Annotated in this window: 10 protein-coding genes; 4 read left to right on the top strand and 6 right to left on the bottom strand. The window is 60.1% G+C overall.

Features of this window, described 5'->3' with window-relative positions; translation table 11 throughout:
• Positions 1-52: 52 nt before the first annotated feature.
• The 3 genes from NZK35_RS09550 to NZK35_RS09540 form a co-directional block, all read right to left on the bottom strand.
• Positions 53-1,894 carry an alpha/beta hydrolase family protein gene (locus NZK35_RS09550; protein WP_323379626.1) on the bottom strand — a complete coding sequence of 614 codons (1,842 nt, stop codon included), beginning with the start codon at positions 1,892-1,894 and terminating at the stop codon, positions 53-55.
• A gap of 534 nt (positions 1,895-2,428) precedes the next feature.
• Positions 2,429-5,344: a PDZ domain-containing protein gene (locus tag NZK35_RS09545; RefSeq protein ID WP_259632307.1), complete on the bottom strand. Its 2,916-nt coding sequence runs from the start codon at positions 5,342-5,344 to the stop codon at positions 2,429-2,431.
• A gap of 58 nt (positions 5,345-5,402) precedes the next feature.
• Positions 5,403-6,617: a XylR family transcriptional regulator gene (locus NZK35_RS09540; protein ID WP_259632306.1), complete on the bottom strand. Its 1,215-nt coding sequence runs from the start codon at positions 6,615-6,617 to the stop codon at positions 5,403-5,405.
• 923 nt (positions 6,618-7,540) lie between these two features.
• Here NZK35_RS09540 and NZK35_RS09535 point away from each other — a divergent pair.
• Both NZK35_RS09535 and NZK35_RS09530 read left to right on the top strand, forming a co-directional pair.
• On the top strand, positions 7,541-8,806 hold the full coding sequence (locus NZK35_RS09535; protein ID WP_259632305.1) for a sulfatase-like hydrolase/transferase: 1,266 nt from the start codon (positions 7,541-7,543) through the stop codon (positions 8,804-8,806).
• 14 nt (positions 8,807-8,820) lie between these two features.
• Complete coding sequence (locus NZK35_RS09530; RefSeq protein WP_259632304.1) at positions 8,821-10,302, top strand: FMN-binding glutamate synthase family protein; 1,482 nt, start codon at positions 8,821-8,823, stop codon at positions 10,300-10,302.
• A gap of 197 nt (positions 10,303-10,499) precedes the next feature.
• On the opposite strand, the gene NZK35_RS09525 is transcribed toward NZK35_RS09530, so the two are convergent.
• Positions 10,500-11,393, bottom strand: coding sequence for a protein kinase domain-containing protein (locus tag NZK35_RS09525; RefSeq protein ID WP_259632303.1), 894 nt, complete (start codon positions 11,391-11,393; stop codon positions 10,500-10,502).
• Between the two features lie 283 nt (positions 11,394-11,676).
• Between NZK35_RS09525 and NZK35_RS09520 the strand changes: the two genes are divergently transcribed.
• The gene (locus NZK35_RS09520) at positions 11,677-13,023 is read left to right on the top strand and encodes a DUF1552 domain-containing protein (protein ID WP_259632302.1); all 1,347 of its coding nucleotides are present in this window, start codon (positions 11,677-11,679) and stop codon (positions 13,021-13,023) included.
• On the top strand, positions 13,023-15,494 hold the full coding sequence (locus NZK35_RS09515) for a DUF1592 domain-containing protein (protein WP_259632301.1): 2,472 nt from the start codon (positions 13,023-13,025) through the stop codon (positions 15,492-15,494). Before NZK35_RS09520 ends, NZK35_RS09515 begins: the two co-directional genes overlap by 1 nt.
• A 486-nt stretch (positions 15,495-15,980) precedes the next feature.
• On the opposite strand, the gene NZK35_RS09510 is transcribed toward NZK35_RS09515, so the two are convergent.
• Both NZK35_RS09510 and NZK35_RS09505 read right to left on the bottom strand, forming a co-directional pair.
• On the bottom strand, positions 15,981-17,762 hold the full coding sequence (locus tag NZK35_RS09510) for an ABC-F family ATP-binding cassette domain-containing protein (RefSeq protein WP_259632300.1): 1,782 nt from the start codon (positions 17,760-17,762) through the stop codon (positions 15,981-15,983).
• A 329-nt stretch (positions 17,763-18,091) separates the two neighbouring features.
• Positions 18,092-18,820 (bottom strand): MotA/TolQ/ExbB proton channel family protein, encoded by a 729-nt coding sequence (locus NZK35_RS09505; RefSeq protein WP_259632299.1) that lies wholly within the window; start codon positions 18,818-18,820, stop codon positions 18,092-18,094.
• Between the last annotated feature and the right edge of the window lie 220 nt (positions 18,821-19,040).

Raw genomic sequence — 19,040 nt, 5'->3', positions numbered from 1 at the left:
CAGTCTGCCGATCGTCGCTCTGCCGATCGTCGCTCTGCCGATCGTCGCTGCGTCAAAGGACGTCGACCTCTTTCGAGACCCAACGCAGATTCCGGAACTGCGGCGGTGGTCCTTTCCATTGGCCGCCCACGATGCGAGTCTTCGGGTCGCGGCGTTGTCCCGATTGCAATCGCTCCGTCGCCGATAATTCCAACTGCCGGATGTTTTCCCAGCCGGCCAAGGGGTCGTCTGCTCCATCGCGAAAGTTTGCCGGAGTGAGCACAACGGGTTGCCATGCATCACCGCCGTCCAAATCGACTTCGGCGGCATGGTCGTCGATCCGCACCACCAAGGTGTTTCCCTGATCCGCTTTCACGTCAACGGCCAACACCGCATCCGGCGGCGCGTGATAGATGTCCGCGTTCAGTTTGTTCGTGGTGAGCGGCCATTCGTCCGGCCGATAGGTAAACCATTCTTTCTGCCAGTCGCCGGCGAAGTCATCGATGACGGTTTGGGGTTGTTGTGTCGGCGTGACGCCGGATTGCTGGAGTTGTTGCGGAGGGACGGTCAGCAGCAAAGACGACAGGTTGATCGTTTCGCTGCGGTACTGCCGATAGTAATAGCCGGCACCTTCGACTGGTTTTGGCAGCGTGTAGGTCACATTGGCGTAAACCCACAGTGGTTTTTCTGTGCTGGAGATCGGTAGCGATCCGGTCCACGATTTCTCCTGACGCTTCGCCGCGACGTGATGCCAAAAGCGATGGACCACGTCGTCTCGATCACGCGGGGTCTCGTTCGGCTTTCCGTCTTGGGAGTAAAAGACGTCCACCGACTCGATCGGCAAACTTGTATCGGCGTCGATGCGGATGGTGGGGATGCCGTCGGACGTCTGCAAGGTGAGATTCGTCGCGGGTGTCGCAGGGAACACGAAACTGTGCTTAAGATGTTGGTCGAACCAGAGCAGCGTGGCCGCTTCATAGGGTGCGGTGTCTTGGTGGTTGTGGTGCGGAGAACAGGTCACGCGCCACTGTCGGCTTTGGATCTCCTCGACCGCTCTGGGCAGATCGCCGATTCGACCATGGAAATCATTGGCCGGGCTCAGGAAAAGAATCGGACACGTGAGGTGCGCCAGACTGACGTCGTCACCCAGCGTGTTGCGAAACAATTCGCTATCGTTGTAGCGATCGCTGATTCCACCGCACGAAGGAGCGGCGGCTTGGACTCGGTCGTCGATCGCGGTGAGCACGGTGAGTTTGCCGCCCATCGAGTGGCCGTAGACTCCCAGTCGTTCCGGGTCGACTTCCGGTTGTTGCTCCAGAAACGTCAGTGCCCGTCTGGCCGCCACTGCGCAGAGGAACCAACCGCTGTTGCGAGGCGATTCGACGGGATCCAGCGTCCACGGAGCCGCTTTGCCGCTTGGGAATTGATTGCCCGCATTTCGTGAGGGAGCGTGATAGCCGTCGACGGCGCCCCAGTCCGTCGTCGGTTTAAAATCGGGTGCGTCGGTTTCTTGATCCCAAAACAATTTGACTTGATCGGGACCGACGCGGTATTGGGGCGCGGAGATTCGGCCCGCCCAAGCGATCGACACCGTCGCGTAGCCGCGTTTGGCATTGGTCAAACAGGCCTTGTAGTCAGCGTATTGGCCGCCGCCATGGATCTGCACCAGGCCGGGCACGTCGGTGGCGCCTTGCGGGAAGCCGTACACGGCGGCCAGCGTTGCTTTCCGGCCCTTGAAGATGCCGATGCGAAAACGCACGACTCGCAGCACGACACCGTCCTCTTCCCACTGATGAAGCAGTTCAACGTCCAAGGGTTCCTCGCGTGGATCAAACCCCGACCACATCTCGTCCAGATTCTCGGGCGCCTTGTTGTTCTGTAACGCCGGCAGAGTGTCGGGAGCTTCAGCCGACACTGCGCCACTGGCGGCGATGGAAAGCAGGAGCGCCAGGAGAACGGTGCAACCCTGGAGGTTCAAAACGCGGAGCATGGGGCGGGGCCGGTGCCGGAGGGCGAGGGTTGGGGGAGACCCTCGAATCGGGAGTGTCACCACACAACATCTTTCAATGGCGGGTGAAAGTCAATCAACCGCTGCGTCGGACGGCGAAGGATTTGCGACACGGAGATGTCCGCGGCTCAGAAAAGTGGGGTAAGCATCCTGCTTGCCACCCGCGATTGCTCCGCAATCGCGAGTGCTGCACTCGCAAGCTGGAAGCTTACGGCACTCGCAAGCTGGAAGCTTGCGGCACTCGCAAGCTGGAAGCTTACGCCACTCGCAAGCTGGAAGCTTACGGCACCCGCAAGCTGGAAGCTTACGCCACTCGCAAGCTGGGAGCTTACGGCACTCGCAAGCTGGAAGCGTACGCCACCCGCAAGCTGGGAGCTTACGGCACTCGCAAGCTGGGAGCTTACGGCACTGGCGAGCCGGAAGCTGACGCTACGAACACGCTCATTGCGCACGCAATTCTTGGAACGCGGTGTTTTCCGCTCGATCGGTCACCGGCTGGACACTCCAGATGATCCAGCGGAATTTTCCCAGGGACTGTCCCGGCGCGGATCGCAACGCAACGGCATGGAACACATCCTGTGTCGCGCGACGGGTATCGATCGAGGTCAGCGGCGTGAACTTGGAACGGTCCGAAACATCCCAACCGGGGTCGGTTGATGAATCGCTTCCGTAAAGCGTCAGCTTCTGTGGGCCGCGGACCCCATTGAAGTTCGTCGACCAGCTGGTGATCGAAGAGATGTCGTTTGATTCACCGAGGTCCAAGCGATAGGCTCCGGTGGTCACGCCGTTGGCGAAAACCGGGCCGTAGCTTTGTCGCAGTTTGCCATCGATCAGCGTTGCCGGCGGTTCGTTGCGGGGCAAAGGGTTGGCGTCGACCTTGCCCGATGGTCTTCCTGTCAGCGCCAGTGTTGCAAAGTCTTCGGCAGTCCCCGCGGATTCCATCACGATGCGGGGTGCGTTCTGAAGCGACAGTATCACGGGCTGCTGGTTTCGAATGACTTTCACGTTCAACGCTGCGTCGCCGACTTGTTGGTAGGCCGAGAGCAAACCGGAGACCTGCTTGACCGGCGTTGCGTTGATGCCTTGAATCAAGTCTCCCTCGGTCAGTCCCGCGCCGGCGGCGTCGCTGTCGGGCTTGATTTCTGTCACCGTGACACCGCCCTCTTCTTGGGACACTCCATAGGCGGAAAATTCGGAACCTTTCAAGTCGCTTACCCGAGCCCCCAGCCAGAACGACGGCTGCGGCGTTGCGACAGGCCGGCGAGCGGATCGGGGCGTTGGCGTTTCGCCTTTGACCTCCACAGCCGGGATCTCGGGCGTTTCGGCGATCTGTTTCAGCGAAGGTTTCTTGACGCCGAACTGATCCATCGCGAAGTTTTCGAAACCGATGTCAAAGGCTGGCGAATTTGGCTGGACACGGAAATCACCGCTCGCCGGATCGATGAACCTGGGATCGGCGACGATGGAATGACGGTCCCATCCAAAGTCGGCGTAGCGATCTTTCATTGCCGGGGCGTGCGAGAAATAGAGGTTGCGATCGACCCGTTTTCCCTTGGCGGTCTCCGTCGGGGCGCGAACACCCTGTGGTGCGGCCATGAAGATGTTGCTGAACACTTCGTCGCCGCTGTTGTTGTACCAAACGTGCGGGTGCAGGCCGTTGTTGACGGTGATGTTGTTCCAGGCTCGACGCCGAAAGCCTTCACGAAACTTCAAGCCGCCCGAAAGCATCAGATTGTTGTAAATGTCGTAGTTGGAAGATCCGTCATCCAGGTCGATGTCCCAACCATGATCACAGCGCCAGCGGCTGTTGCGAATCACGGTCGTCTCGACGGCGTCCAAGAACGGGAACTGCGGTTCCTGGTCGATGATTTGTTGACTGGCGTTCCGGTCGCTGCTCCAAAAACGGTCTCGTCCCCAGGAGTTGAACGAGCCGTGGTCGTGGGTTTCTTGCACAGTGTCGAAGACATCGCAGCGTTCGATCAGGTGGCCGCCCCAGGCACCGTCCCCGATGTTGATGCCGGCGCGGGCGCAATCATAGATCGAGCAATCGCGAACCGTGATGCCTTGTGCCATCGTGATTTGAACTCCGGCCGGTTGGCGTTCGACTCGGCCGATCCCATGAATCAAGCAGTCTTCGACGACGCAGTCGGCCGGGTACCGGTTCGACTTCGGCCCCGGAGTACGGTCGACCTTGCTCAGATCGTTCTTTTGACGGTATTCGAATAGCGGATCGCGAACGGCGTCGGGGTCACCCACAAAACAAACACCGCTGGCGCCGCAGTCGTGGATGTGGCAACCCTTGACGACCACACGGCGATTGAAACGGCTGACAAAGATCGCATTGCCGCCGACCTGATCAAATTCGGTGTCCAACAGCTGGACGTCCTCGGTGCCGGAGAGCAAAACGGCGCCGCCGCGATAGATCGTCCAATCCGACCGCAGCATCGGTTCTTTGGTTTCCAGGAAGGTCCGCGCGGCATGCCGAACGACGAATCCCTTTAGGGCAATGAACCGCACGGGGTTGTCGGCGGAGCCGTTGAATTCGATCAGGTGTCGCAGTCGCACCACTTCGACCTTCGCTCGGCTCAAATCCACGCCAGGGGGAGGCATGAAGTACAGGCGGTTCGCGCCGGCGTCGTGATACCATTCGCCGGCCGCGTCCAATTCTTCGAAGATGTTTTCGACCATGCGAAAGTCGTTGTGCATGCCCATTTGGCGGTTGTTTTGCCAGCCACCTTCATAGGTCACTTCGCCATCGGAGTCCTTACCGGTGATCCGGTAGTGGTATCCTCCCCAGCGGGCCCGGTGCATGGCGTGAATGAACCCGCCGGTGGGGTCGGCCCAACCGCTGGCGCGTTGTTTGGAGAACGCATCGGCGGCATACCCTTGATAGGCTGCGGTCTTTTTGCCGGCGTCATAGTTCGGATAGCGTGCCATCCGTTGTTGGCGTCCGGCCAGGAACAGCTGGTCGATCGCCAGCCCCGGTTCGGTGGTTGCCACGAAAATTCCGTCGCGGAAAGGTTGCCATTGCAGGTCGAGCATTGTCCCACCGCTGAGCACGGCTTTGCCTTCGTTTTCCGCACGGTAGATGACCGGTCGATCGGGGGCACCGGAGTCGGCGGGGGTGAACGTGAGTGTCTCGGGCAGGTAGTAGACGCCGTCCGCGACGGAGACCGTCACGGGGTCGGTTCCGGCCGATTGCCGAGCGAGCACCTGTGCCCGACCGAGCGTCGCCACCGGAGCGGCGGCCGAGCCGTCATTGGCGTCGTCGCCCGCGGGACTGACGAAGATGTCGAGGGCCTGCGAAGAGGTGACACTTGCGGCGAAGCAGATCAGAATCAAGAAAGACCGGAGCATGGGAACGAATCGTGAACGGGGGATCAGACGGAAAGGTGGCAACCGTAGGACAACCGCTCTAACGGTTTTTTGAAGAGACGGTCGGCGTTTGGGGGTGATCGCGATTGGCTTGTTTCGATCGAAACTCGCCGGGTGACTCACCGGTCTCGCGTTTGAAAACTGCCCCCAGACATTCTTTATGACTGTAACCCGTTTTCGCTGCGATTTGCTCCAGCGTCATGTCCGTCTCCAACAGCAACTGCTTGACGCGTTCCAATTGCGTGATCGTGATCTGCTGGTGTGGTGTTCGCCCCAAAACGTCCCGGAACCTCCGCTCCAATTGACGACGAGAGAGGGACGTGAACTCGGCGACGTCGCCCACGTTAATTCCCGAACAGGCGTTTTGTCGAATGAATCTGCACACTCGGGCGATTTCGACATCGTCCACGGCCACGACTTTTGTCGAAAGACGTTCGGAGACCGAAATCGGCGGAACGTACTCGATCTCATTTTCTGGCAGCAAGCCATGCATCATCTGTTGCAAAATTTCGGCGGCCCGATATCCGACCTGTTCCGCATTGGGACGGACACTCGACAGCGGCGGGTCACACAGCAGGCAGATCGCGTCGTCGTCATCGACGCCGATCACCCCCAGGTCATCGGGGACGGCAATATTGGACAGCCGGCAAGCGTTGAGCACCTGTTGTCCGCGAATGTCATTGCAGACCAACAGTCCGGTCGGTCGCGAAAGCGTCGATAACCACTTTGCCAACGATTCCAATTCCAGCACACCCGCTTCTTCCAGTTGGGTCAACGTGGTGCCGGGGACGCCGGGGGATTGGTAGACATCGAAAGGGCATTCCGAGGCATCGACCAAGGTTTGAAACGCGGCCAGTCGGGCGTCGGAATACGTGGCGAATCGAAACCCACAGAACGCGAATCGTCGAAAGCCACGCTCCCATAAATGCGAGAACGCCATTTCGGCGACACGTTGGTTGTCCGTTTCGACTTGCGGCACGCCGGTGAATTTTCGGTTGCAGCGGACATCAATGATCGGCACTCGCAATTGACGCAGCGGTTCAATCGTGTGCCAGTCCACGCGGGCAATCACGCCGTCGATCCGCGAGCTAAAAATCCAATCCGGAATCGCCGAATCCAGCGTCATCTCTTGATGCAGCAACGACCACTCCACACGCGTCCGCGAGAACAACGCCACGCCGCGAAGTAGTTCACGTCCGTAGGCGCGCGACGCTTCGACGAGGAGTGCGATTCGGGGCCGTTTTGTTGACTTCACTGCTGCTGCCTGTTGCATTCCACTTGGGCGAGTCACGAACGGCTGATCGCGTGTCGCAAATCATTTGAGCCGAAGACAAGGTTTTGCAAAATGCCGCTGGATTCGGAAGGCTACCAGAAACACACGCGAGTCGCAAATTTCAAGCCCGCCACCGGCTTGGCGACGAAGATGTTAGCGGAACGGCGCGAGCGGCCTGTCGATTTGGTCGATGTTCCGAAATCAACGTGATCATGCCAGCCCGACGCGTGAGCAAGGGGCGCCGCGTGGCCCCTTGCCAACGCGTGCGGGCTTAAAACGACAGACCGCGAGCCGTCCGGTTTCGCAGCGAAGCCACCTTGAAAGACCGGAGAGGCTCGCGGCCTTCCGCTAACAAGAAACGCTCTGCCGCGAACACCTCGTCAAACGCGGGGAATCAATGCTTCACAGCGTAGCGTCGTGCGAGCGGTGCAGCGGATGAGGTGACGCGTCGCTTTTCGCTGTTGCACGTGATTCAAACTTTGTCGGCGGTGGCGATGGCTGCGTGTAGCAGTTCGAGCGTCAAAGGCGTACGATGCTGATTCGCAGCGATGATCCGTTTGTGAAGGTCGAACCAACTTGATTGATCACATTGTATCGGAAAACGAGAAACGTCTGCGAAAGAGGCTGCCAGTACGGGCGTCTCGTTGTGCTCGGGTCGTTGTGCTCGGGTTTGAAACGAACGCCGAGCGTCCGCTTTCCAACCGATGGACTTCAACATGATTCAGTTTCTTGCCGCAACGATGCCCCGTACCCGAATGACCGGTTGCCGCCGACCATGCCGCCGATCATGCCGGCGTCAGATGCGAAAGAGAGTCACCGCATTCGTCTGCTCGGCGTTTGCAGCACTCCTGACTCAGGCCCTTCATTCAGACGTCGCTGGGGCCGAGTCGACGGAGCGTCCCAACGTGGTTTTGATTCTTGCCGATGATTTGGGATACGGTGATCTGGGGTGTTACGGTCACCCGGTCGCCAAGACGCCGAACATTGATGCCTTGGCAAAGCAAGGGGTTCGCTTCACGCAGCACTATTCCAATGGGCCCGAGTGCAGCCCGACTCGGACGGCGTTGTTGACCGGACGTTATCAACAGCGGGTGGGCGGCCTGGAGTGTGCGATCGGAACCGGGAATGTGGGACGCTACGACGATGCAATCCGTTTGGCCGAACAACATGAGTTGGGGCTGCCGGTCGAAGATGCCGTTCTGCCGGCGCTGCTCAAGCCGGCCGGCTACCGTTGTGGCATTTTCGGCAAATGGCACTTGGGATACGAACCCAAGTTCAATCCGATGCAGTACGGCTGGGACGAGTTCGTCGGATACTTGGGCGGCAACGTCCACTACTTCAACCATCGCGAACTCAGCGACTTGCAGGTGTTGTTCCGTGGTCGGCAGCCGATCGAACGCGATGGCTACATGACGCACTTGATCACCGATGACAGCATCGATTTTATCAAGCGTCACAAAGACCAGCCGTTCTTCGCCTATGTCTCGCATGAGTGTCCGCACTTTCCCTATCAAGGTCCGGACGACAAAGACAAGGTTGTCACGGAAGAGAATTGGATGGCGTTCGATCCACCGGCGTACGTCGGGATGTTGGAGGATCTCGATTCGGAAGTCGGCAGGATTCTGACGACGCTTGAGGAATCGGGCGTCGCCGACAACACCGTCGTCATCTTCGTCTCCGACAATGGAGGCTTCGCCGGCGCGGGGAACATGGGGCCACTCCGCGGCAGCAAGGGCACGACGTATGAAGGCGGGATTCGCGTGCCGCTGATTGTCCGCTGGCCCGATCAAATTGCCGCCGGGACGGTCAGCGACCAGGTTTGCGTCACGTTTGATTTGACGCGATCGATTCTGACGTTGGCGGGGGCTGATGTTCCGGGTCGCAAGCTGGAGGGAATCGATCTTCTGTCGCACGTCGCCGAGCAACGCGACGACATTCCGCGGACGTTGTTTTGGCGCGGCCGCCGTGGCAACAGGACTTGGACTGCGGTGCGGGACGGCGATCTAAAATTGGTCCGCAAGCGCGAGGGCACGAACACGGCACAATGGATGTATAATCTTGAGAGCGATCTTGGCGAAACCAACGACCTTGCATCGTCGCGTCCCCAAGAATTGGAGCGGCTCGAGCACTTGCTTCAGTGGTGGGAAGGGGACGTCCAGCCGCGTCGTTAACCAGAGGAAGTGACATGAATTGGGCCTGGATGACGCTCATCGTCGCGGTGGTTCTGCTCGCGTGGATCGCCTTCGATGTTTTGCAAAAGAAGCACGCGATCTTGCACAATTTCCCGATCATCGGCCATTTTCGATACTGGTTGGAAGCGATCGGTCCCGAATTGCGGCAATACATCGTCACCAACAATGACGAGGAACGACCCTTCAGCCGGGATCAGCGGCGCTGGGTGTACGCGTCGTCCAAAAAGGACAACAACTATTTCGGTTTCGGGACGGACAACGAATTGGAGTCGTCCCCGAACTACCTGATCATTCGCCACAGCCCATTTCCACTCAGCGATCCCTTGCCAGGCGAAGACGATTTTGACCCGAATCATTCCGCGGCGTGCAAAAAGGTCATGGGGGCGTCTCAGGGCCGTGCCAAGGCGTTTCGGCCTGATTCGATTGTTAACATTTCCGCCATGAGCTTCGGCTCGCTCAGCGCACCGGCCATCGAAGCGCTCAACCGGGGCGCGGCGCTGGCCGGTTGTTTGCACAACACCGGCGAAGGCGGCGTGTCACCCTATCACTGCAAAGGCGGTGAGCTGATTTGGCAGATCGGTACCGGGTACTTCGGTTGTCGCACCGCTGACGGAGGCTTCGACATCGCGCGGTTCCGCGATGTGGTCCAATCGCATCCGATTCGCGCGATCGAAATCAAACTCAGCCAGGGAGCCAAGCCGGGCCGGGGAGGGTTGCTGCCGGCGGCAAAGATCACCTCCGAGATCTCAAAGATCCGTGGCGTGCCGATGGGGCAGGACTGCGCCAGCCCGGCGTCACACCGTGAGTTCAGCGACGTCGACTCGATGCTCGATTTCGTCGAACGGCTTGCCGACGAAAGTGGTCTGCCGGTCGGCATCAAGTCGGCCGTGGGGCAAATGGAATTCTGGCACGAATTGGCCGGCCGGATTCAACAGACCGGTCGTAGCGTGGACTTTGTCACCATCGACGGGGGCGAAGGCGGAACGGGAGCGGCACCGTTGGTGTTTTCAGACCACGTCGCAATGCCCTTTAAGCTGGGCATGAGTTCGGTGTATCGCATCTTTCGCGATGCGGAGTTGCATGAAAACATCGTCTTCGTCGGATCCGGTAAGCTCGGTTTCCCGCACAACGCATTGCTGGCGTTCGGACTGGGTTGCGACATGATCAACGTCGGTCGTGAAGCGATGTTGTCCATCGGATGCATTCAAGCACAACGCTGTCACACCGGGCACTGTCCGGCCGGCATCGCGACCCAAAATCGATGGCTGATGGGAGGGTTGGATCCGACCGACAAGGCGCATCGGTTTGCCAACTACGTCGTGACATTGCGAAAGGAGTTATTGCAGCTCGGCCGGGCATGCGGCGTGCCGCACCCCTGCGACGTGGAGCTGAAACATTTTGATATCCTGACCGATTCGTTCGGCACCAGTTCGGCCAAGGAACTGTTCGGATACCGCTGGGCGACGAAGGTCTAGCCCTTCTTGTTACCGGGCGAACCAGCGGAAAGAATACCCGCGGATGGCAGCGCGAACCCACGGATGACAGGGTGGTACAAATCCGTGGGTTCGCGCTGCTATCCGTGGGGCCAGTGATCGTTTCTTTGCTCCGCAAGCTAAAGCCTGACCTTTTCCGCTCGACAAACCTCACCCGAAGATTCAATCGGAACGAATCGCTACGCGGCACGACGTGGCCGGGCCGGGACGATGTGTTCGCCGAGCGTGTCGATTTCCATTCGCAACAACGTCGCCGTCACCTCGTCGGCGGACGGACGGTTTTCGGGTGCCGCGTCGACCATGCACTCGACCAATTCACACGCCGGACTGAGAATTTGTTCGTTGGTGGTTTCCACCCGCGCCAGCCATTCCCACAACATTCGCCCCGCGGCAAAGATATCGCTCGCCGGGCTTCCCGAGGAAGCATTGACGAGCAGCTCGGGCGCGGCATATTGCCGGGTGCCACGGAACGGTGCCGACTGGTCGAGCGTGCCTTGATGGGCGAATGCCAGGTCGATCAACGTCACATGCCCATTGCTGCCTACAATCACGTTGTCGGGTTTGACATCACCGTGAGTCCAGCCGGCGGCATGGATCGCGCCAAGTCCCTGGCATATCTGTCGGATCAGCCAGAGGGCGACCGGCAAGGGTTTTCGCGGACCGCTGGACAGATGCCATTTCATCGTCCGCCCGTCCAACAGCGGCATCGTCAAGTAAGGCCATGCTCCGGACGCGTTACCGTCGAGAATCGGGACCACGTTGGGATGCCGGATCTGGGCTCCGGCGGCGATGGAACCGGCGATCCCCTCGCGGCCTTCGGGCAACGTCGCCACCTTCATCGCGTAGTCCCAACGCGGGCTACCGACGGCATCGACCGGTTGGGCGAACGTGACGCAACACGCCGAATTGACACACAGACTTGATCCGAGTCGCCAAATTCCCAATTGCTCAGGCAGCTTTGATTCCATTTCGCCATCGATCGGATGATCGCGCCAGGGGTCGTAAAAGAAAGGCCGACTAAGAACATCGACCGATCCGCCGCGGCTCTGTCGAACCGTTGAATCAATCGGCAAAGTCGACGTGGTTTAACCCGCGGGTACAACGCTGTGAAGCATTTTTTAGCGGTAGCCCGCGAGCCCTCCGGTGTTTGGGCAAAGATGCGGAACCGGAGGGCTCGCGCCCTGCCACTAACACCTTAAGAACCACAGGGGAAAAATGCTTCACAGCGTTGCCGCGGGGAGCGTAAAACGCTCCGAATCGCAGGATTTCGGGAACGCTGGTCTTTCGTGTAAACTGGTGGGGCCGCTTTGACGGTCCCACCTTTTCCCCTCCACTTCCAGCCGTTGGTCTCTCGCCATGAATCGACATCGTCCCAATCCGCGGGTCGTCGGTCGCCGATCCATTTTGCAGGCCGCAGGGATTTCGATCGCTCTGCCGGCGTTCGACTCGCTCCGCAGCCGGGCCACCGCAGGCGAATCGGATTCCCCGTCCCCGACGTCTGCCGAATCGTTACAACCGCCCCGCCGAATGGTCTGCATCGGCAACATGTTGGGGTTTTATCCCGAGGCATTTTGGCCCGACAAGTCCTCGGCGGACGAAACCAAGACCGCCGCCGACAACGCGACTTCGCTGTCGACGACACTCGCCACGCTGGCCGAGCACGCCGGAGATTTTACCGTGATCGGCGGGTTGGACCACGGGCTCAAGGGCGGCCATTTCGCGATTCATGCGTTCCTGTCGGGGATTCGCAGTGTGGACGCCAAATCGATGCCCGACGGGAACATCACGCTGGACCAGTTCGCCGCCGAAACGATCGCCGGCCGCACGCGGTTCGCCTCGTTGACCGTCGGCAGTGATTCGGGAATCCATGGCGGATGCCAAATGTCGTGGAGCCGCTCGGGGACCCGCGTCCCTCCGATCACGGGCCCGCGGGAATTGTTCGAGAAATTGTTTGTCGGAGTAAAACCGGCCGACAAACAGCGCGCCGCCGATCGGTTCCGCATGCAGGAATCAATCCTCGATGCGGTCAACGGTGACGCCAAGACCATTTCAACACAACTCAATCGCCGCGACGCGCAAAAGCTGGACGAATATCTGACGTCGATTCGCGACGTCGAAAAACGTTTGGGCAATCGCAAACAGTGGATCGACATCGAAAAACCTCCGGCGCCGTTTGCGGCACCGGCCAACACGAACATGGTTGACGATCTGCCGATGCTGTACGAGTTGATCGCCCTGGCGCTGCAAACCGATTCGACTCGGATCGCCACGCTGGAAATCGGCGGCGACTTTGAAGCCCGGGATTTCGGTTTCAAAAGCGGTTATCACTCGCTGTCGCATCACGGCCAACGCAAGGAGTCGATCGATGCGTTGAAGAAGATCGAGTCGTACCAGGTCGAACAGTTTTCTCGATTCCTGACCAAGCTGCGAGAGACCGAATGCGGCGATTCGAATCTGCTGCAAACCACGTCGGTGCTGTTTGGCAGCGGCATGGGGAACGCGAATTCCCATACCAACACGAACCTGCCGATCGTCGTCGCCGGCGGAGGGTTGCGGCATCGGGGAACGATGTGGTTTGATTCCTCGTCTCCGCACCGTCCTCCGTTGACCAACCTGTACCTGACGCTGCTGCATCGGTTCGGGATTCCGACCGAACGTTTCTCCACCAGCACCGGCACCCTTTCGGGATTGGAGTTGGCGTGATGCGTCGCTACACCCTAGCGCGAGCCCTCTGCGTCGGGTTTGCCATGCTGGTCGGGTTTTCGCATCAGCGGGGCCTGGCGGAGGATGCAATCGCGTTCTTAGAAACCTACTGCGTCGATTGTCACAACGCCGATGACGCCAATGGCGAGCGTGAATTTGATGCGCTCGACTTGTCGTCCACCGATCACGACACGCAAATCCTGTTGCAGGAGATCATCGACCAGTTGACGCTCGGCGACATGCCACCGGAGGATGCGGAGCAGCCGACACGTGAAGATCGTCAGGCGGCGATCGATTCGCTGACGGCGTCGTTGCAGCAGCTGCGACGACAGTCGTCCAGCACCGGCGGCCAAACGGTGCTGCGTCGGTTGACGCGTCGCGAATACCTCGCCACCGTCAGCGATTTGTTCCAGATGGACATGTCGATGTTCGATCCCAGCGATCGATTCCCACGGGACAACACCGTCGAACAATTGGACAACGTCGGCGACGCCCTGGTGACCTCGGGATACCTGTTGGAACAGTACCTGGACGCGGCCGATGCGATCGTCGAGAAGGCGCTGGCCAACCGGACGCAGCCCGAACAGCGGACGTGGCATTTTGAGGACCATTTTCGCCAGCAACCCGAGCTGGATGGGGCTCACCGGGCGGCGTTTCAGTTTCGCCATCTGTGTTTGTATGACAGTCCCCTGGCGGATCGACCGGAGGGGGCTTACGGGCCATTGGAGGCGTTCGCCGAGGGCGTGCCGTCGGACGGCGTTTATGAGATTCGTGTGCTCGCCCAAGCCCTCCACCGCGACACGCCGTATTCAGAAGCCGACCTGAAGATCGACTTGAGCGAAAAGTTTCGCTTGGGCATCCGTCCCGGCAACGCCGACGCGGGCAGCTTGCACACGATGCAGCCGATTCAACCCCTGCTGGCCGAGCGTACGATCGAAGACGGTGAGCCGCAGTGGTACACGATGGAGGTGCCGTTGGATCGCGGTTTCACTCCACGATTCACCTTTGAAAACGGCTTGCGCGAAGTGCGTCCCTTGCACACGCGGCTGCATCGGAAATATGCCGACACCTTGCCCGAGCACGCCCGTGGTGGCCAGGGAATCGTTCGCGCACGAAACGTGATGTTGCGATACGGACAGGTCCCGCAGATCCGGATTCACGAAGTCATGATCCGCGGTCCGATTTCTCGACAGTGGCCCAACGCGACCCTGGCAAGCGTCTTGCCCGACGGTCGATACGAGCCCGGGGATGCGCGGCAACTGACCGAAGCGTTCGCCCGCCGCGCGTATCGACGGCCCCTGAAATCGGGCGAACTCGACCGGTTGATGTCGGTCTATCAGACGCGTCTGCGGCACGGTCGAGATCCGTTTGGTGCGTTCAAAGACACGTTGAAGACGGTGCTTTGTTCGCCGGCATTTTTGTATCTGCATCCCGATTGCCCTCCCGAAACGGATCAGATTTCCCAGCACGCGCTGGCCGCCCGGCTGTCTTACTTTCTGACCGGGTCGATGCCCGATGCGAGCTTGCGAGAAATTGCCGATTCACAGGGATTGGACCGCGAGGCGTTGCTCGAGCAAACGCGCCGCTTGCTGGCCGATCGCAAGTCCGACGCGATGGTTGCCGGGTTCACCGATGCCTGGTTGAATCTGCGCGCGTTGGGCGAGATGCCGCCGGACCGGGATCAGTTTTGGCGTTATTACGCGTCCAATTTGCAGCCCGACATGAAACAGGAAACGCGCACCTTTCTACGTCACCTGATCGATGAAAACGTGTCGATCGTTCGCTGGCTGGATGCGGATTATTCGTTCATCAATCGAGACCTGGCAAAGCTTTACGGTGTGGTGGATCAGGTACCGGCCGAAGGCGCCGACACATTTCGCAAAGTCGTGTTCAGCGACCGGCGTCGTGGCGGACTGTTGGGTCAGGCGAGCGTGTTGACGGTGTCCGCCAACGGGATCGAAACCTCGCCCGTCGTTCGCGGGGTCTGGATGTTGGAAAACGTGCTCGGGACTCCCCCGCCGCCTCCGCCGGACGATGTGCCCGCGATCGATCCGGATGTGCGGGGGGCGACGTCGGTCCGAGACTTGTTAGAGAAGCATCGAACCTCGGCCGCTTGTAACGAGTGCCATCGCAAGATTGATCCGCTCGGTTTTGCGCTGGAGTGTTTTGATCCGATCGGTGAACTGCGGCCCCGTTATGACAACAAGGCGGCCATCGATACGTCGGGAAAACTTCCCAGCGGTCAAGCCTTTGACGGCGTCGCGGAATTGAAGACGCTGTTGGTGCAGCGTCAGGCGTTTTTCGCGCGAGCGTTCAGCGAAAAGTTATTCGCCTATGCACTGGGACGGCGAATCGAGTGGAGCGACCGAGCGACGATCGATGCGATCCTGGAACGACTCGCCGAAAACGAGTATCCGACGCGAGAGCTGATCGAACACATCGTGACCAGTGATCTGTTTTCGCGGCGGTAGGGCATGCTGTGCATGCCGGCTGTCTTGCAACTTGTTCCAGGCTCCGCCTGGGGACACACTGCTTCGGAGGCTCCGCCTCTGGGCCGTCAACCGCGTGTGGCGGAGCCACACCGGCATTGCGTTCCACGGCGGAGCCGTGGAACGAGGGGCGCAAATGTCATGCATCACCCCGGTAGGGGTGAAAGCCAGTAGCCGGTGGTCGCCGTTGGCGCACCACCGGAAACGCGTGCGTCGGGGTCGTGCTTTCGCTTTTGCTCGACCCCGGCGGTCAACGCTGTGAAGCATTTTTTAGCGGCAGGGCGCGAGCCCTCCGGTGTTTTGGCAGAGATGAAGAACCGGAGGGCTCGCGCCCTGCCGCTAAAACCTCAAGAAACGCATGGGGAAAATGCTTCACAGCGTTGCCCGGCGGTGTTCGCTCCGCTCGACCGCCGGCTACTGGCTGGAATCCCTTTCGGGAGACGCCGCCAACTGCTGTGACCGACACGCTCAGAAATCACTCAACTCCATCCAACGCTCTTCGGCTTGTTCGAGTTCTTGGCTGATCTCGGTCAATTTGTCGTGCAACCGCACCGCTTCGTCGGGGTCTGTTTCGGTCAACAGTTTTTCATTGACGGCTTTCTTCTCGTCATCGAGCTGTGCGATCTTCTTTTCCAGATTCTTGATTTCCTTTTCAGCCTTTCGTGATTGACGCTGGCTGGCCCGGTAGTCTTCGGCGCTGGCGATTTTGGTCGGCGGTGGCGGGGCGGCTTTTCCGGCGATCCTGTCGCGTTCCCGTTCGCCTTCGTCCACCTCGCTTTCGACACTCTGCAGATAGGACTCGTAGTTGCCGAAGTAATTCTTGACGGTCCCGTCGCGAACCTCGATCACATTGGTCGCCACCCGTTGCATGAAGTGCCGGTCGTGCGAGGTGAAGATCACGGTGCCCTGGTACTCGATCAGGGCATCGGCGAGCGATTCGACGGTTTCGACATCCAGGTGGTTGCCCGGTTCGTCCAAGACCAGCACGTTGGCGGTACCCAGCAGCAAGCCGGCCATGCACAATCGAGCGCGTTCTCCTCCGGAGAGCACCTTGATTTTTTTGTTGATGTGCGAATCGCGAAACAAGAGCGCTCCGGCCATCGCCAGGCAATCCTGTCGCGTGGTGTCCGGATTGGATTCGTACTCCAAGTGCTCCAGCACGGTCCGCCGATCATCCAGGCTGGAGTAAACGTGTTGGGCGTAGGTGCCCAATTCCGTCGCGTGCCCCCATTTGATTTCTCCACGGATCGGGGTGAGTGAATCGACGAGGGTCCGCAGCAGCGTCGTTTTACCTTGGCCGTTGTCGCCGACGATGGCCGCCCGTTGGCCGTGTTCGATTTCCAGGGAGATGTTTTCGGCGACGGTGTGGCCCGGATAGCCGATCGCAAGCTCCTCGGTCCGCATCACCGTCCCTTGCCGCGGGGTGACACGCGGCGCTCGGATGTGGACGGTCGGCTCATCGACCTCCACTTCACTCGTCTGCAGACGCTCCAGCTGTTTTGCCTTGCTCCGCGCCTGGCTGGCCGTGGAGGCGTTGGCTCGGTTTTTCTCGATGAACCGTTGCAACTGTTTTTGTTTAGCGATGACGGTGGCATTGACGCGGCGGTCGTGTTCGCGACGCTCCTCGCGGAACTCCAAAAACCGATCGATCTTGCCGGGGTACATCGTCAATTTGCCGCGCGACAGTTCCAGGGTTTGGGAGCACGTCGCTTTCAAGAACGCGCGGTCGTGGCTGACGATCAACGCCGCCTTGTTGAAGGTCCGCAGAAAGTGCTCCAGCAGAATCTGGGTTCGCAGATCCAGGAAGTTGGTCGGTTCGTCCAACATCAACAGGTTGGGATCGTTGAGCAGCAACGCCGCCAGCTTGACCCGTGTCTGCCACCCACCGGAGAGCGCTTTGACCGGGCCGGTGAGGTAGTCTCCCTTCAGTTCGAATTGGCCGGCCACCTCGCCGCAGCGCCAATCGGGCTGGCCGCTTTCCCGCATCAGAAAATCCAACGCCGATTCGCCCGGTTGGAAGGGGTCGTGTTGGCGGAGATAGCCGATCCGCAGCGAGGGATGGTGTATGACCTCGCCCTGTTCCAGTTCTTCGTCGCCCAGTAGCGCCCTCAAAAACGTACTCTTTCCGGCGCCGTTTCGGCCGATAAAGCCGACCTTGGCGTCGTCAACCAGGGAAACGTCGGCACCATCGAGCAGGACTTGGTCGCCGAAACGCTTGTGGGCGTTTCGCACTTGAATCAATACGGCCATATCGGCGGACAAAGGGGGGCTGGAGGGCGCGAAATGGAAACGCCGATGAGATTACCAAGCCGACGCCGAATCGTCGACTGCGGTAGGCCGCCGGTGGCTTGTGGTGGACGGGAGAATGATCACGCGCCGGTCGCTGACGCGTCCCGCTGGGGGCCATCCCAGCACGTGGCGTCAGCGGTCTGTCGATTTCGTGAGCCGCGACGCGTAAGCGGCCGGGCATTTCGACGCCCGCCCGAGGCCTTACGGCCAGCGGCTCACCATTGACTCCGCAGATCCCGAATCAATCGACAGGCCGTCAGCCAGTGGCGCGTGGGTCGGGGAAACGCGTGCTACGACCGTTTGGGGGCGGCGACGTTCTTGGTCGGGCGGCGTTTGATGGGGGCCAACGCGTGCTGGACTTGGAACGCGACGTCCGCGATCAGCGTGTCGACGCGGTTGCGGCTGACGGCATAGGCTGCCAACGCGGGAATCGCAACGACCAAGCCGCCCACGGTGGTCACCAACGCCTGGTAGATCCCTTCGGCCAAGTCACCGGCACCCGCCGCTCCCCGCGTCGTGGCGACTTGCTGGAACGCAAAAATCATCCCCGTCACCGTGCCCAACAGCCCGACCATCGGGGCGATGTTGCCGATCACGGACAGGTATTCGATCCGTCGCATCATCCGGGCGGACTGCTCGGCGAGCGCGTCTTCGACCGCCTTTTCAACCCCCTGCCAGCCGTAATCGACTTCCGCAATCCCGGACAGGAGCACCACGCTCAGAACGCTCGGTTCACGCCGGCAGGCCGCATCGGCTTCCTGCAACCGCCCGGTCAGCAAGGCCTGTCGGACGGTTTCACTCAACCCTTCCGGCAAGACTTCGCCACGACGAAGCGTCATCACTTGGTCGAACACCAGATAGGCCGCCAAGAAACTGAGCGAAAGCAGCACCACCAAGATGACCGCGCCGACGATCCCACCGCTGAGCAGGATGTCCAGCAATCCCGCGCTCTCGGCCGCCTCGTCGGCGTTTCCTTGGGCAAGCAACACATCAAATGGAAGCGGCAATCCCTGCGGCATGATTGGCTGGTGGATGAGTGGTGAAGGAGCGGTGAAGGAGGATGCACAGTGTATCACTTCACCGTCGTCGCGAAACTGTCGCTGGGAGTTCAATGTTGGCGGAAGGCCGCGAGCCCAATGCCACTTACTTTGACGCCAAGCGGAGTGTTTTTGTGAGCGGTAGGGCGCGAGCCCTCCGGTCTTTCACGCGGAAACCGGATGGCTCGCGGTCTGTCGGTTT

This window comes from Stieleria sedimenti, assembly GCF_025060895.1.
Taxonomy (GTDB): Bacteria; Planctomycetota; Planctomycetia; order Pirellulales; family Pirellulaceae; genus Stieleria; species Stieleria sedimenti.
Note: the sequence above shows the minus strand (reverse complement) of the source record. Positions and strands in the feature narration are given on the sequence as shown.

Excerpts from the sequence above, each read along its gene's own strand:
- NZK35_RS09545 (WP_259632307.1), bottom strand. The coding sequence starts at position 5,344 with ATGCTCCGGTCTTTCTTGATTCTGATCTGCTTCGCCGCAAGTGTCACC.
- NZK35_RS09530 (WP_259632304.1), top strand. The coding sequence starts at position 8,821 with ATGAATTGGGCCTGGATGACGCTCATCGTCGCGGTGGTTCTGCTCGCG.
- NZK35_RS09520 (WP_259632302.1), top strand. The coding sequence starts at position 11,677 with ATGAATCGACATCGTCCCAATCCGCGGGTCGTCGGTCGCCGATCCATT.
- NZK35_RS09515 (WP_259632301.1), top strand. The coding sequence starts at position 13,023 with ATGCGTCGCTACACCCTAGCGCGAGCCCTCTGCGTCGGGTTTGCCATG.
- NZK35_RS09510 (WP_259632300.1), bottom strand. The coding sequence starts at position 17,762 with ATGGCCGTATTGATTCAAGTGCGAAACGCCCACAAGCGTTTCGGCGAC.
- NZK35_RS09505 (WP_259632299.1), bottom strand. The coding sequence starts at position 18,820 with ATGCCGCAGGGATTGCCGCTTCCATTTGATGTGTTGCTTGCCCAAGGA.